This window comes from Streptomyces sp. AC627_RSS907 (assembly GCF_019049165.1).
Genome location: NZ_JAGMUE010000017.1, coordinates 106,003 through 120,484, shown reverse-complemented (window position 1 = coordinate 120,484; position 14,482 = coordinate 106,003). Strand labels below are relative to the sequence as shown.

13 protein-coding genes and 2 pseudogenes are annotated in these 14,482 nt (G+C 70.4%); 9 read left to right on the top strand and 6 right to left on the bottom strand.

The features are described from left to right. Positions 1-64 precede the first annotated feature (64 nt). Both KUM32_RS05775 and KUM32_RS44905 read left to right on the top strand, forming a co-directional pair. A complete protein-coding gene (locus KUM32_RS05775) occupies positions 65-946 on the top strand; it encodes a helix-turn-helix transcriptional regulator (RefSeq protein WP_217140696.1) in 882 nt (293 codons plus the stop codon). Then, a pseudogene (locus KUM32_RS44905) lies at positions 943-1,128 on the top strand (DUF397 domain-containing protein); the annotation flags it as partial. The gene KUM32_RS05775 and the pseudogene KUM32_RS44905, both read left to right, overlap by 4 nt. Before the next feature lie 21 nt (positions 1,129-1,149). Here KUM32_RS44905 and KUM32_RS44900 read toward each other — a convergent pair. After that, positions 1,150-1,614, bottom strand: a pseudogene (locus tag KUM32_RS44900) (mobilization protein); the annotation flags it as partial. Between the two features lie 110 nt (positions 1,615-1,724). Continuing rightward, positions 1,725-2,351: a hypothetical protein gene (locus KUM32_RS05765; RefSeq protein ID WP_217140695.1), complete on the bottom strand. Its 627-nt coding sequence runs from the start codon at positions 2,349-2,351 to the stop codon at positions 1,725-1,727. A 317-nt stretch (positions 2,352-2,668) separates the two neighbouring features. On the opposite strand from KUM32_RS05765, the gene hemL reads away from it, so the two are divergent. The 7 genes from hemL to ccsB all read left to right on the top strand — a co-directional run bounded on the left by hemL (position 2,669) and on the right by ccsB (position 10,481). Then, positions 2,669-3,985 carry a glutamate-1-semialdehyde 2,1-aminomutase gene (gene hemL / locus KUM32_RS05760; RefSeq protein WP_217140694.1) on the top strand — a complete coding sequence of 439 codons (1,317 nt, stop codon included), beginning with the start codon at positions 2,669-2,671 and terminating at the stop codon, positions 3,983-3,985. Then, on the top strand, positions 3,982-4,707 hold the full coding sequence (locus KUM32_RS05755; protein WP_217140693.1) for a histidine phosphatase family protein: 726 nt from the start codon (positions 3,982-3,984) through the stop codon (positions 4,705-4,707). Before hemL ends, KUM32_RS05755 begins: the two co-directional genes overlap by 4 nt. 154 nt (positions 4,708-4,861) lie before the next feature. Then, complete coding sequence (locus KUM32_RS05750) at positions 4,862-6,163, top strand: polysaccharide deacetylase family protein (protein WP_217140692.1); 1,302 nt, start codon at positions 4,862-4,864, stop codon at positions 6,161-6,163. Positions 6,164-6,229: 66 nt separating this feature from the next. Next, positions 6,230-6,871 (top strand): TlpA disulfide reductase family protein, encoded by a 642-nt coding sequence (locus KUM32_RS05745; protein ID WP_217140691.1) that lies wholly within the window; start codon positions 6,230-6,232, stop codon positions 6,869-6,871. Between the two features lies 1 nt (position 6,872). Continuing rightward, positions 6,873-7,643 (top strand): cytochrome c biogenesis CcdA family protein, encoded by a 771-nt coding sequence (locus KUM32_RS05740; protein WP_217140690.1) that lies wholly within the window; start codon positions 6,873-6,875, stop codon positions 7,641-7,643. Between the two features lie 4 nt (positions 7,644-7,647). After that, positions 7,648-9,375 carry a cytochrome c biogenesis protein ResB gene (locus tag KUM32_RS05735; RefSeq protein WP_217140689.1) on the top strand — a complete coding sequence of 576 codons (1,728 nt, stop codon included), beginning with the start codon at positions 7,648-7,650 and terminating at the stop codon, positions 9,373-9,375. Continuing rightward, positions 9,372-10,481 carry a c-type cytochrome biogenesis protein CcsB gene (ccsB, locus tag KUM32_RS05730; RefSeq protein ID WP_217140688.1) on the top strand — a complete coding sequence of 370 codons (1,110 nt, stop codon included), beginning with the start codon at positions 9,372-9,374 and terminating at the stop codon, positions 10,479-10,481. Before KUM32_RS05735 ends, ccsB begins: the two co-directional genes overlap by 4 nt. A 94-nt stretch (positions 10,482-10,575) precedes the next feature. Here ccsB and KUM32_RS05725 read toward each other — a convergent pair whose 3' ends face one another. The 4 genes from KUM32_RS05725 to KUM32_RS05710 all read right to left on the bottom strand — a co-directional run bounded on the left by KUM32_RS05725 (position 10,576) and on the right by KUM32_RS05710 (position 14,419). After that, complete coding sequence (locus tag KUM32_RS05725) at positions 10,576-11,982, bottom strand: condensation domain-containing protein (RefSeq protein ID WP_217140687.1); 1,407 nt, start codon at positions 11,980-11,982, stop codon at positions 10,576-10,578. Between the two features lie 132 nt (positions 11,983-12,114). Continuing rightward, on the bottom strand, positions 12,115-12,465 hold the full coding sequence (locus KUM32_RS05720; RefSeq protein WP_308408597.1) for a hypothetical protein: 351 nt from the start codon (positions 12,463-12,465) through the stop codon (positions 12,115-12,117). Further along, the gene (locus tag KUM32_RS05715; RefSeq protein ID WP_308408596.1) at positions 12,462-13,169 is read right to left on the bottom strand and encodes a DUF6232 family protein; all 708 of its coding nucleotides are present in this window, start codon (positions 13,167-13,169) and stop codon (positions 12,462-12,464) included. Before KUM32_RS05715 ends, KUM32_RS05720 begins: the two co-directional genes overlap by 4 nt. 395 nt (positions 13,170-13,564) lie before the next feature. After that, positions 13,565-14,419 (bottom strand): LysR family transcriptional regulator, encoded by an 855-nt coding sequence (locus tag KUM32_RS05710; RefSeq protein WP_217140686.1) that lies wholly within the window; start codon positions 14,417-14,419, stop codon positions 13,565-13,567. Between the last annotated feature and the right edge of the window lie 63 nt (positions 14,420-14,482).

Below are 14,482 nucleotides of genomic sequence, written 5' to 3'. Positions count from 1 at the left end.
ATATGTCTGGCTAAGTTGGCCCGTTCGGGTTGTCCGTCAGCGGGTGGATGGACAGACTGCCTCCATGGCACTGAAGAGGAAGCTGGTCCCTCAGTCGGTCTACCGACGTCAGCTCGCCACAAGGCTGCGCGAGTTACGGGAGGCGTCCGGCCTGACCCTCACCGAGGTGTCGAAGCAGATCGAAGTCAACCAGGGGTCTCTCAGCCGGATCGAGACCGGCGAGCGCGGCACCACCCCGGTACTGGTCCGGGCTCTCCTCGACTGCTACGCCGTCACGGACACCGAGCTGCGTGACGACATCCTGGACTTGGTGCGTGCCGACAAGGAACAGCAGAAGCCCTGGTGGCGCAAGTACTCCGCGGTTCTCACCCCGACCCGCTACGACGGTTACCTCGCCCTGGAGGCAGGTGCCATCGGGCTGGCCAACTACCAGCCCCTGCTCGTTCCCGGCCTGCTTCAGACGGAGGACTACGCTCGTGCCGTCATCGCCCAGATGCGCCCTGACCTGAGTCCCGAACAGGTGGACGCTCTGGTCAAGGTGCGCATGGAACGTCAGGAAAGCCGCTTGTCCGGTGAGCGCCCCGCCGAACTGCGGGCAGTCCTGGACGAAGCAGTCCTCCACCGTGTCATCGGCTCACCCACCGTGATGCGCCAGCAATTCGCGCACCTGGCCCAGGCCGGTGAACAACCGAACGTCACCATCCAGCTCCTCCCGTTCAGCCTCGGCGCCCATCCGGGCCTGTACGGCCCCTTTGTCATCCTCACCTTCCCCCAGCCCACAGCTCCGCTGGTCTGGCTGGAGAACCCCAACAACTCCGTGTATCTGGAGTCCCCAAGCGACGTCCAGAACTACACGGACACCTTTGACCAGCTCAGGGCCTCCGCCCTCAGTCCGGCCGAGACCCTTACCCACCTCATCCGCACTGCCGAGGAGCTCGAACCTTGAGCACGATTCCACCCCGCCGCCCCCGCACCGAGGAACTGCACAACGCGCACTGGCGCAGGAGCTCCTACAGCGGAGGTGCCAACGACTGTGTCGAGATCGCCGACCTCGGTGCGTACGCGGCGGTGCGCGATTCCAAGGTCCCCGACCTCTCGCCTGTGATCCTCAGCCGTCCCGCCCTGGACAATCTGCTGGGCCACTACACCCGCGGCCGCGATGGTGACCAGGATCGCGGCATCGAGGAGCATCGCCAGCGCCGTACCGTCGCTTGGCACGGGCTCGCGAAGCATCGCCCGTGTGACGCTTCGCGGGACGCGGGCATGATGGTGTTCACCCTGGATGCGGGAGCGCGTGGCGCGCTCGCAGGCGGAAGCGACTTCGCGGAGCTGGGCGCGGATGGATGCGGGGGCGAGGGGGAGGGGCAGGGCGACGCTTCACCGAAGGCGGCGAGGTGGGCCTGAGAGGCTCCAACATCGTGACCGGTGAGGTGGTGGGGATGCGCTCGCCTGAGGTGGTGGGGATGCGCTCGCCGGCGACCTTGTAGCCGCGTACGTCGCCGGAAGGGAAGTACACGGCTTCGACCAACACACCCTCGGTGCGGCTGAGCAGGCGGATGAACTCCTCGGTGTTGGTGGGGCGGCCACGGCAGTGCGGACGATGGTGCGCGGGCGGGCACATCGGTGCCCCAGCAAAACCAAAGTGCCCTGGCCGCCTGACGGCCCCTCCCGGCACAAGACGAGGGAGGAGCCGAAGGCCCCGCCTAACCGAAAGAAACCCCAGCTCAGGGCCACACCAGGCAATACGGCTGATGCCCCGCCTCATGCAGCCGATGGCTGAAGTCCTGCCACTCGTGCAGCAACCGGTACACGTCGAACGCGTCCCGCGGGCCGCCCCGGTCCGGCACCGTCGACCAGATGAAGGCCGCCGCGCCGACCGCCTCCTCGCCGATGCCGCGCAGGGGGTCGACGACGGTCATCGGGAGTTTCACCACCGCGTAGTCGGGGTGGAGGACCACCAGTTCCAGCGGGGGCACTCTGTACAGGGGGACGCCCTCGATGCCGGTGAGGACCATGGCGGCCATGGTCTCCGGCTTGATCTTGGTGAACATGCCGTTCATGCCGAGCTCGTCGCCGCCCAGCTCCTCGGGGCGCATCGAGATCGGGACGCGGGCCGCGGTCGCGCCGTCGGGCGCGCCGAAGTACTTGTAGGTCACCCCCACCCGACCACCATTCCTGCTCCCCGACCCCAGCCGGTCGGCCCGCCTGTCGAGCCGGCCGGGCTCGCCCGGTGCGCCGTGTGCCTGACGTGCTTCGGTCGCTTCCTCCGCCTCGCGTCGGTGCCTTCCGCGACGGGCGCGTCGAGGACCCAGGTCGTCGGTCCCCTCGCCCAGTCCGCCACCGCGATGCATATCTCCACCCGACTGCTTTTCTAGGACGCGTGGCCCCCGCCGCGCAACCCGATCATCGTGTCAGTGACCTCCCCCGCGGCCGCCCGCCGAAACGTGCGGTGGAACATATGACCGTCGCATACCCGTCATACGTCCCCGGGACGCCGGTAGCCCCTGTCCGTGCCGCCCGCATGAGCTGCGGGGACGGGCTCCAGTCTGGCAGACGGCACGGCGTTCGGGCGGGTTGTCTACCCTGATGAGGTCACCCTGGGCAACCAGAGGCCGAGCAGAGTCCGATAAGTCGGAGAAGGTCGAGAAGGTCGGAGACGTCGCAGGTCATGAGCGAACTGGCATATCCATACGAAGCACCGGCCTCGCAGGCTCTGTTCGACCGCGCGGCGGCCGTCACGCCCGGCGGCGTGAACTCCCCGGTGCGGGCCTTCCGCGCCGTCGGCGGCACGCCCCGGTTCATGGTGTCCGGCACCGGGCCGTACCTGACCGACGCCGACGGGCGGGAGTACGTCGACCTCGTCTGCTCCTGGGGGCCGATGATCCTCGGGCACGCGCACCCCGAGGTGATCGCCGCCGTGCAGGAGGCGGTCGCGCGCGGGACGTCGTTCGGCACGCCCGCCGAGGGTGAGGTCGCCCTCGCGGAGGCGATGGTCGAGCGGGTCGCCCCGCTGGAGCAGGTGCGGCTGGTGTCCAGCGGCACCGAGGCCACCATGTCGGCCATCCGGCTCGCCCGGGGGTTCACGCGGCGGACCAAGGTGATCAAGTTCGCCGGGTGCTACCACGGGCACGTCGACTCGCTGCTCGCCGCGGCCGGCTCCGGCGTCGCCACCTTCGCGCTGCCCGACACCCCGGGCGTCACCGGTGCCCAGGCGAGCGACACGATCGTGCTGCCGTACAACGACCTCGACGCCGTGCGCGCCGCCTTCGCCGCCCACCCCGGCGAGATCGCCTGCGTCATCACCGAGGCGTCGCCCGGCAACATGGGCGTCGTGCCGCCGCTGCCCGGGTTCAACCAGGGGCTGAAGGACGTCTGCGCCGAGAACGGCGCGCTGTTCGTCTCCGACGAGGTCATGACCGGGTTCCGTACCAGCCGGGCCGGCTGGTACGGAGTGGAGGGCGTCGTCCCCGACCTGATGACCTTCGGCAAGGTCATGGGCGGTGGTTTCCCCGCCGCCGCGTTCGGCGGGCGCGCCGACGTCATGGCGCACCTCGCTCCGGCCGGGCCCGTCTACCAGGCCGGCACCCTCTCCGGGAACCCGGTGGCCACCGCCGCCGGTCTCGCCCAGCTGCGGCTCCTCGACGACGCCGCGTACGAGACGGTCAACGCCGTGTCCGCGCAGATCCAGTCGCTCGTCACCGAGGCGCTGAGCAAGGAGGGCGTCGCGCACCGGCTGCAGACCGCCTCCAACATGTTCTCCGTCTTCTTCACGGACCGGCCCGTACGCACCTACGAGGACGCCAAGGCGCAGGATTCCTTCCGCTTCACCGCCTTCTTCCACTCGCTGCTCGCGAACGGCGTCTACCTGCCGCCGTCCTCCTTCGAGTCCTGGTTCGTGTCCACCGCCCACGACGAGCGGGCCGTCCAGCGCATCGCCGACGCCCTTCCGGCGGCGGCCCGCGCGGCCGCGGAGGCGACGGCATGAGCGAGCACAGCGGCAACAGCCTGAACAGCGGGAACGGCGCGGAAGCGGCCAAGGACATCACCGTCGTCCACGTGATGCGGCACGGCGAGGTCGAGAACCCCACCGGTGTCCTCTACGGCCGCCTGCCCGGCTACCACCTCTCCGAGCTGGGCCGCCGCATGGCCGACCGGGTCGCCGAGCACCTCGCCCCCCGCGACGTCACCCACGTCGTCGCGTCCCCGCTGGAGCGGGCGCAGGAGACGGCGACGCCGATCGCGAAGGCGCACGGTCTGGACCTCGCCACCGACGAGCGGCTCATCGAGGCCGACAACGTCTTCCAGGGCAAGACCTTCGGCATCGGCGACGGCGCGCTGCGCCGCCCCGCCAACTGGAAGCACGTGGTCAACCCGTTCAAGCCGTCCTGGGGCGAGCCGTACGTCGACCAGGTCGTGCGCATGATGGGCGCGCTGACGGCGGCCAAGGACCGGGCCCGCGGGCACGAGGCCGTGCTCGTCAGCCACCAGCTCCCGATCTGGATACTGCGGTCGTACGTCGAGCGGCGGCGACTGTGGCACGACCCCCGCAAGCGGCAGTGCACGCTGGCGTCCCTGACGACGTTCACGTTCCAGGGCGACCGGATCGTGTCCGTCGGCTACACCGAGCCCGCCCGTGACCTCGTCCCGGCCCATCTGCTCGCGGGAGCCAAGCCGGTCAAGGGGCAGGGCAAGGCCTTCGGAGCCTGACGGCGACCGGCCGGCCAGGCGACCGGCCGGCCAGGGGAGCGGCCGGTTCCGGCGGCCGCGCCCGTTACCGAATCCGCACAAACATCCGGAACCCGCACGTTCGTCACGTCCTCTGACTCAGTGACCACCAGAGGACGTGACGAACGAGGTTGCGATGCGCACTTCCACCCGCTCTCTCACCCGCAGGGGGATGCTCGGACTAGGCGCGGGTGCCGCGGCCGCCGTCGGGCTCGCGGGCTGCGGTAACGGCTCCGGCACATCGGCGGGCGGCTCGCACCGGGCCGGCGGTTCCGGCGAGCCCTCGCCTTCCGGCAGCGGCAAGCCCCCCGCCGAGCCCATCGGCGACGGCTCGACGTCGTACACCGGCAAGCAGCCCCACCAGCCGGACGCGCCCGTGCCGCTGGAACCCGGCCAGACCCCGCCGCAGTTCGTCGTCTTCTCCTGGGACGGCGCGGGCGAGGTCGGCAACGGGCTGTTCCCGCGCTTCCTCGACCTCGCGAAGGAGCACGGTGCGCACATGACCTTCTTCCTCTCGGGCCTCTACCTGCTGCCCGAGTCGAAGAAGCGTCTCTACGACCCGCCGAACAACCCGCGCGGCGCCTCCGACATCGGCTACCTCACCGACGCCCACATCAAGGACACCCTGGAGAACGTCCGGCGGGCCTGGCTCGACGGCCATGAGATCGGCACCCACTTCAACGGCCACTTCTGCGGCGGCAGCGGCACGGTCGGCAACTGGACCCCGGCGCAGTGGCGCAGCGAGATCGACCAGGCGAAGTCCTTCGTGAAGGAGTGGCGGACCAACACCGGCTGGACCGACCTGCCGTCCCTGCCCTTCGACTACGACAAGGAACTCGTCGGCGGTCGCACCCCCTGTCTGCTCGGCCAGGACAACCTGCTGCCCACCGCCCGCGAGCTCGGCTGGCGCTACGACGCCTCCTCGCCCGGCGGCCGTCAGGTGTGGCCAGTGAAGAAGGACGGGATCTGGGATCTGCCGTTGCAGCAGATACCTTTCCCCGGACACTCCTTCGAGGTCCTCTCCATGGACTACAACATCCTCGCCAACCAGTCCGTGAACTCGACCAAGGCGCCCGCCCACAACTACCCGGGCTGGCGCGAGCAGGCAACGAACGCGTACATATCCGGCTTCAAGCGGGCATACGAGTCGAACCGGGCGCCCTTCTTCGTCGGCAACCACTTCGAGGAGTGGAACGGCGGCATCTACATGGACGCCGTCGAGAACGCCCTCGAGCACATCGCCCGGGAGAAGGAGAAGGGCGGGGACATCCGCCTCGTCTCCTTCCGTCAGTTCACCGACTGGCTGGACGTGCAGAAGCCGGAGGTGCTGGCCAAGCTCCGTACGGTCGAGGTGGGGCAGCGGCCGGCCGGAGGCTGGAACGCCTTCCTCAAGGGGACGGGGGCAGGCACCGCGACGGGCTCGTCGAACGCCGCCTGAAATGCGGTTTTCCACCCGTGAGGGGGGTGCGCAAGATCCCCGGAACGGACATGCGAAACTTTTCACATGAGTGCCGCCAGTCGCGCCCCCCTGCGCTCGAACCGCACCACCGGCCGCGTCCGTCGCCGCGCCGCCCTGACCGCCGGCGCCGCCGCGGTCGTGCTCCTCGGCTCCGCCTGCAGCTCCGGAGGCACGTCCGGCGGAGGCGGCCAGACCGGTTTCATCACCGGCTCCGACGGCATCGCCACCGCCAAGAAGGGTGAGCGGGCCGACGCCCCCGAGCTGTCCGGCGAGACCGTCGACGGCGGACAGGTCGACGTCGCCGACTTCAAGGGCAAGGTCGTCGTCCTCAACGTCTGGGGCTCCTGGTGCCCGCCCTGCCGCGCCGAGGCCAAGAACTTCGAGAAGGTGTACCAGGACGTCAAGGACCAGGGCGTCCAGTTCGTCGGCATCAACACCCGCGACACCTCCACCGGCCCGGCCCGCGCCTTCGAGAAGGACTACGGGATCACCTACCCGAGCCTGTACGACCCGAGCGGCAAGCTGATGCTCCGCTTCGAGAAGGGCACCCTCAACCCGCAGGCCGTCCCCTCCACGCTCATCATCGACCGGGAGGGAAAGGTCGCCGCGCGCACGCTCCAGGCGCTCAGCGAGGAGAAACTGCGCAAGATGCTCGCCCCGTACCTCGCGGACGGCACGGGTAAGTGACGTGTCCGCAGTGACCACGCTCGCCGCCGACGGCTTCAACGGCACGGTGCTCAACGGCGCCCTGCTGGTGGCCCTGCCCATCGCCCTGCTCGGCGGCCTCGTCTCCTTCTTCTCGCCCTGCGTCCTGCCGCTCGTCCCCGGCTACCTCTCCTACGTGACCGGCGTCACCGGCACGGACCTCGGTGAGGCCCGGCGCGGGCGGATGGTCGCCGGAGCCTCCCTCTTCGTCCTCGGCTTCACCGCCGTGTTCGTCTCCAGCGGGGCGCTCTTCGGCTACTTCGGTTCGACGCTCCAGGAGGAACGGGGCGTCCTGACCAAGGTGCTCGGCGTGCTCATGATCGTCATGGGCGTCTTCTTCGTCGGCCTCATGCCCTGGTTCACCCAGCGCGAGTTCCGCTTCCACCGGCGGCCGGTGACCGGCCTGGTGGGCGCCCCCCTGCTGGGCGCGCTCTTCGGCATCGGCTGGACGCCCTGCATCGGCCCGACCCTCGCGTCCGTCCTGGCACTCTCCGCCGACCAGGGCACCGCCGGCCGCGGCGCCATACTGACCGTCGCCTACTGCGTCGGCCTCGGTGTCCCCTTCGTGCTCGCCGCGGTCGCCTTCCGCAAGGCGCTCGGCGCCTTCGGCTGGGTCAAGCGCCACTATGTGTGGGTGATGCGTATCGGCGGCATCATGATGATCGCGACCGGTCTGCTGCTGCTGACCGGCGTGTGGGACAGCATCGTCCAGGACATGCAGACCTGGTCCAACGGCTTCACTGTGGGGATCTGATCCGATGAGCAGTACTTCGAAAACGGCGTCGGACAACACCCCGAAGACCGCCGGCGACGACCAGGACCTCGGCGCCGCCGGCTCCCAGCTGTCCACCGCCCCCACGGAGGAGACCCCGAACCTCCCCTCCCTCGGCGTGATCGGCTGGGCCCGCTGGTTCTGGCGCCAGCTCACCTCGATGCGGGTCGCGCTGCTCCTGCTCCTGCTGCTCTCGCTGGGCGCGATCCCCGGCTCGCTGATCCCGCAGAGCGGCGTCGACGCCCTGCAGGTCGAGGAGTTCCGCAAGAACCACGAGATCCTCGCGCCGGTCTACGACAAGCTCGGCCTCTTCCACGTCTACAGCTCGGTGTGGTTCTCCGCGATCTACATCCTGCTGTTCGTCTCCCTCATCGGCTGCATCGTCCCGCGCACCTGGCAGTTCGTCGGCCAGCTGCGCGGCCGTCCGCCCGGCGCGCCGCGGCGCCTGACCCGGCTGCCCGCCTACACCACCTGGCGCACCGAGGCCGAGCCGGAGCAGGTCCGCGAGGCCGCCCTGACGCTGCTGAAGAAGCGCCGCTTCCGCGCCCACACCGTCGGTGACTCCGTCGCCGCCGAGAAGGGCTACCTGCGGGAGGCGGGCAACCTCGCCTTCCACATCGCGCTGATCGTGATGCTGATCGCGTTCGCCTGGGGCCAGCTCTTCAAGTACGAGGGCAACAAGCTGATCCTGGAGGGCGACGGCTTCGCCAACACGCTCACCCAGTACGACGACTTCAAGTCCGGGAACCTGTTCGGCCAGGACGACCTCGATCCGTTCAGCTTCACCCTGAAGGACTTCCGCGCCACCTACGAGCCGTCCGGCCCCAACCGCGGCACCCCGCGCATCTACGAGGCCCACGTCAGCTACACCAAGGGTGCCTACGGCGACGAGAAGAACGCCACCATCAAGGTCAACGAGCCGCTGGAGGTCGACGGCTCCAAGGTCTACCTCGTCAGCCACGGCTACGCGCCCATCGTCACCGTCAGGGACGCCAAGGGCGACGTCGTCATGGACAAGGAGGCCGTGGCCCTGCTGCCGCTGGACGCCAACGTCACCTCCTCCGGCGCCATCAAGGTCATGGACGGCTACCGCAACGCCAAGGGGGAGAAGGAACAGCTCGGCTTCAACGCGTTCTTCCTGCCGACCTACGGCGGCAAGGGCAGCGCGATGTACTCCACCTTCCCGGCGCTGATCAACCCGATGCTCGCGCTCTCCGCCTACCACGGCGACCTCAGCGTCGACGCGGGCATCCCGCAGAGCATCTACCAGCTCGACAAGAGCAACCTGAAGGAGTTCAAGGACTCCGACGGCAAGCTGTTCAAGAAGCAGCTGAAGGTCGGCGAGACCATGACGCTGCCGAACGGCGCCGGCTCGGTCACCTTCGACGGCATCCAGCAATGGGCCGGCTTCCAGGTCACCCAGCAGCCCGGAAGCGGCTGGGCGCTGGCCGGCGCCACCGCCGCCGTCCTCGGACTCGCCGGTTCCCTGTTCATCCAGCGCCGCCGGGTCTGGGTGCGGGCGGTCGAGGGCGACGACGGCGTCACGGTCGTCGAGATGGCCGGCCTCGGCCGCAGTGAGTCCGCGAAGGTGCCCCAGGAACTCGGCGACCTCGCCGCGGTCCTGTACGAGCAGGCGCCCGACGCCCCGAAGAACGACGCCACCCCCGACACCCCCGACACCCACGTCGTACCTGCCGAAAGGCCTGGGAAATGAGTCTCGCCGCAGCAACCGAGCTGGCCGCCGCGAACAACGAGAATCTCGCGAACATCAGCAACACGCTGATCTACTCCGCGATGGCCGTGTACACCTTGGCCTTCTTCGCGTACATCGCCGAGTGGCTCTTCGGCAGCCGCAGCAAGGTGGGCCGTACGGCCGCCGCACTGACCGCCGACGCCGACGCGAAGGCCGGGACGAAGGCCGCCCCGGCCGTCACCGTGAACACGGCCGGCGGCACCACCGTCCTGGAGCGGCCCAAGGTCGTCGTGCGGGCCGCGACCGGCTCCCGCGACGTACCCGACGGGCCGGGCGCGCACGGCGGCACCGAGAAGGGCGACCTCTACGGGCGGATCGCCATCTCGCTCACCGCGCTGGCCTTCGTCATCGAGGCGGGCGGTGTGCTCACCCGCGCCCTGTCGGTGCGGCGGGCGCCGTGGGGCAACATGTACGAGTTCAACATCACGCTCACGACGGTCGCCGTCGGCGTGTACCTCATGCTCCTCGCCCTGAAGAAGAACGTCCGCTGGCTCGGCCTCCCGCTGGCCACCACGGTCCTGCTCGACCTCGGCCTCGCCGTCACGGTCCTGTACACCGCCAGCGACCAGCTGGTCCCGGCGCTGCACTCGTACTGGCTGTACATCCACGTCTCCACGGCGATCTTCTGCGGCGCGGTCTTCTACGTCGGCGCGGTGGCCGCGATCCTGTACCTGTTCAAGGACAGCTTCGAGACCAAGCTCGTCTCCGGCGGCACCCCCGGCCGTTTCGCCAACTCCGTCCTGGACCGGCTGCCCTCCGCCGCCTCCCTGGACAAGTTCGCCTACCGCGTCAACGCCGCCGTCTTCCCGCTGTGGACGTTCACGATCATCGCGGGCGCGATCTGGGCGGGCGACGCCTGGGGCCGCTACTGGGGCTGGGACCCCAAGGAGGTCTGGTCCTTCATCACCTGGGTCGCCTACGCCGGCTACCTGCACGCCCGCGCCACCGCCGGCTGGAAGGGCCGCAAGGCCGCCTACCTGGCGCTGATCGCCTTCAGCTGCTGGCTGTTCAACTACTACGGCGTCAACCTCTTCGTCGGCGGCAAGCACTCCTACTCGGGCGTGTAGCCGAGGCCGCACCGAGGCACCGCCAAGGGCCGGTTCCTGTGACCCGCGTCACGGGCACCGGCCTTCGGTGTACCGCCGGGCGGGGCGCCCGGCCCTAGAGCAGGGGGGCGGCGCGGCCGACGCCGGTGATGATGTCCCGCAGCCGCTCCACGTACAGCCGCAGGTTCTTGTGCGCGACGTCGGTGTCCGGATACCGGCTGGCGAACCACAGGCCCTCCGGGAGCCGGGTGACCCACGCGCACACCTGGTCGCCGTACGACACCCTGAGCAGCGCGTACGCCGACAGGTCGGGCCAGCGGCCGGAGCCGGGGACGTCGCGGGCGTCGACGAAGGACACGATCGAGTACAGGTCCGGTGACGTGGGGTGGAAGTCCGTGCCGAGCAGGCGCAGCACCCGGTCGATCGGCATGCGGGACAGCCGCCGGTTGGCCTGGAGTTCGGCGCGCACGGTGCGCAGGGCGGTCGGGAAGTCGTGGGCCGGCGCCACGGGGATCTCGATCGGCGCGCCGCCGACGTACCAGCCCACGGACTGGGACCACTGCGACCGCGACCTGGTGTGGAACGGCACGACCGTGCGGTAGACGGACTCCCCGCCGATCTCGTGGACGACGAGCGCGGTCGCGGCCAGCACGCCGACCAGGCTGCCGCCGTAGGGGCGGCAGTACGCCTCGAAGGCGGCGGCGTCGGCCGCGTCCACCAGCGGCTCGCGCAGCAGCCGCTGGACGGGCAGCGCGGCACCGGGCTCCAGCCCGAGGTCGACGGGGAAGGAGGGCAGCCGTCCGTCGCACCGCTGGATGAACTCCCGCCAGCGGGCGACGATGTCGTGGTCGCCGTCGATCCGGTCCGCCTCCGCCCGCTCGGCCTCGCAGAAGTCGACGTAGCTGCCGACCTGCGGGTGGTCCACGGTCCGGCCCTCGACGCCGGCGGTGTACAGCTCGTGGATCTCGGCGGGGATGCGGTAGATGGAGTAGGCGTCGACGTTGCTGTGGTCGAAGCCCATGTACACGCTGACGCCGTCGTCGCGGACGACCGCCGTGTAGATGAGGTTGGGCCAGCGCAGCGCGTCCGCGACGCTGTCGAAGCGCTCCTGGAGGTGCTGGGCCAGGTCCGCCGCGTCCGGGAAGTCGCCGATGTCCTCCCGGTGCAGGGACACCGCGTCCGCGTCGAGCGTGAACCGGCGCAGCTCGTCGCCGTCCGCGCCGGTCCACCGGAAACCGCTGCGCAGCGTCTCGTGCCGCAGGGTCCAGGCGCGCAGCGCCTCCTGGAGCACGTCGAGGTCGACCGGGCCCGGGATGTCGAAGGCCGCGCCGAGCCAGGTCGGCACGAACAGCCCGTCCTCACGGACCGACCGGGCCGTCCGGATGTGCGACTCCTGGATGTACGCCGGTGGCCGCTCGTCCTCGGGCAGCCCTGCCGCGATGTCGAGGGTCCTGGGACTGAGCGTCCACTCGACGAGGCGTCCGGGCCGGATCTCGCAGCGCTGGATGTCGGTCATTCGCACGAGGGGGGTCTCCGTTCGCAGATGTAACAGACCCGACCAAGAGAATGCCGTGCGCGCGACCGTGCACCTGGTGTGTCGGCACTGTTCAGCGGAACGGATGGCTCCTCGAACGGCGGTACGGGGCTTCGCCGTTCACTGTGCGCCCAGGAGCCGGAGGATCCCGTTCACCGCTTCCACGATCGGCACGCCCAGCGCCCCGGCGGTCGCGGCGACGCCCGCGACGGCCATCAGGGCGCGGGTGCGGGCCTGCGGCTGGACCACGGCGTCGGGGGCGAGGACCGGCAGGGACTCGTCGATCGTCTGCGCGGCCGGCGGCGGCACCTGCGTGCGCAGGTCCCGCAGCTGTGCCGTCAGCGCCTCGACGGCGGAGCGCACTTCGGGGTCCAGGGCGGTCGGTGCCGCGTTCTTCACCATGCCGGTGTTGCCCGTCCCGCCGTACATGGTGACGTTGTCACCGAAGTAGTAGCTGTCGCCGTTCATCATGCCGCCCCCATTCCCACGTTGCCCGTTCCGCCGTACATGTTCACGTTGTCGCCGAAGTAGTAGTGCCTGGGGTTGATCGTGAGCGTTTCGACCCTCACCTGGAACTCGGCCTCGGGGTTCTCGATCGCGTTCACGACGTGGCCGACGAGCTGGTTCAGGTGCTGGGTGTCCTTGCTCGTCACCAGCGCCGTCGACGCACCGGACGTCTCCACGGCCAGCACCCAGTGCGAGGACGAGATCAGCACCGCCCCCAGGGACCCGGCGCAGTAGATCAGGGCCATGACGGTGCCGAGCCAGACCCACTTGATGATCGCCTCCGCGGTCTCGGCGTCGCTGCCCAGACCGGTGAGGCTGCCGAGGATCGTCATGGCGAAGGCCACCGGCAGGATGATCCCGACCCGCTTGAAGAAGAGCACGGTCGCCTCACCGCGTCGCGGGGTGAGCAGGAACGTGTACACCCGCGTGATGTTCCGCAGCGGGTAGGCCGCGCCGCCGACCCACAGCAGCCGCTTGCTGACCCGCATCTCGACGTGGCCGCCCGCCAGGTGCGGCGGAAGCGGCGGCGGGGGCGGGGGAGCGACCCGGTTGTGCCAGGGCCTGTCGCTGCCGGACGCCTGGGACGGCAGAGCCGGCGGAGGCTGTGGGGGTCGTGCGGGCTGAGCGGGCTGCTGCCGGGCCGCCTCCGGGTTCTCAGGTCTTTCCATGTCCTGTCCGCGCCCCCTGAGGTGTGTGATGCCCGTCACTGGATGACGAACATTAGCGGGACAGAAGAGAAAACCACCGCTCTTTTCCGGGCATGAGTGGCGCGACTCGGGACGGGACGCCGACGCGACGGACCGGGCCAGGCCGGTCGCGATCACCACCGGACGCTTGGCCCGGTGCTCGACCCACGGCCCGAGCGGGAACGCGACCACCGCCGCGACGGCGAGCCCGGCCGCTTCGGGGAACGACACGGCGAACACCGGCGCGTGCAGCCCCCGGACCGCGATCAGCGGCAACGCGCCGAAGTCGGCCCACGTGTCGTAGACCGCTTCAGAAGCCTGGCGCCGCTCCCCGGACCGGTCTGGCGCCCGTCCTGGGCGACGACACCACGGGGCCGTCAGCCCTCGCGGTAGGCGGCGATCGCGGTCCGGACGAACGAGCGGATCAGCGGGCCCGGGTCGCCCTCGGGCCACGCCACCAGCAGGCGGCTCGGCGGCATGCCGGTCAACGGCACCACGGCGAGCCCTTCCCCGGGCTCGTGGTCCAGGAGGGTCATGCCGACCGTGCCGTTCCAGAGCACGGCCTGCCGGCATTCCCGCACGGTGCGCACCACCGGGCCCGGGCGCGGCTCCCCGCCGTGCCAGTACGCCTGCCAGAGGGGATCGGTGCCCTCCGGGAACCGGAACCAGCGGCGGTCGGCCAGGTCGGCCGGCGCCAGGCTGTCGCGGCGGGCCAGTGGATCGTCGGCGCGCAGCTGCGCCCCCACCGGATCGGCGCGCAGCTCGCGCACGGTCAGGCCCCGCTCGTCGAACGGCCCGCGGGTCAGGGCCACGTCGACCAGTCCGGCGTGCAGCCCGCAGGTGGGGTCGGTCAGATCGGTCTCGCGGATGGTGACCTCGACGCGCGGGTGCCGCCGGCGGTAGGCGTCGGCCAGCCGGGCCACGCCCGGGTCGGTGCTGTCGCCGAGGATGCCGACGGTGAGGGTCGCGGAGCCGGCCGCGGCGGCCACGCGCACACGGACCCGGTCGGCCTGGTCGAGCAGGCCGCGCGCCTCGTCGAGCAGGACCGCCCCCACCTCGGTGAGCGTGACACCGGCGGAGTTCCGGTGGAAGAGCGCGGCGCCGACCTCCGTCTCCAGCCGCTTGACGGCCCGGCTCAGCGGCGGCTGGCTCATGTGCAGGCGGGCGGCCGCCCGGCCGAAATGGAGTTCCTCGGCGACCGCCACGAAGTAGCGCAGCGTGCGTAGCTCCATGGCGCGACGATACCCGTACGGTATCGAGGCCGCGGAACAGGTCTTGGACGGTGCCGGTGCTCC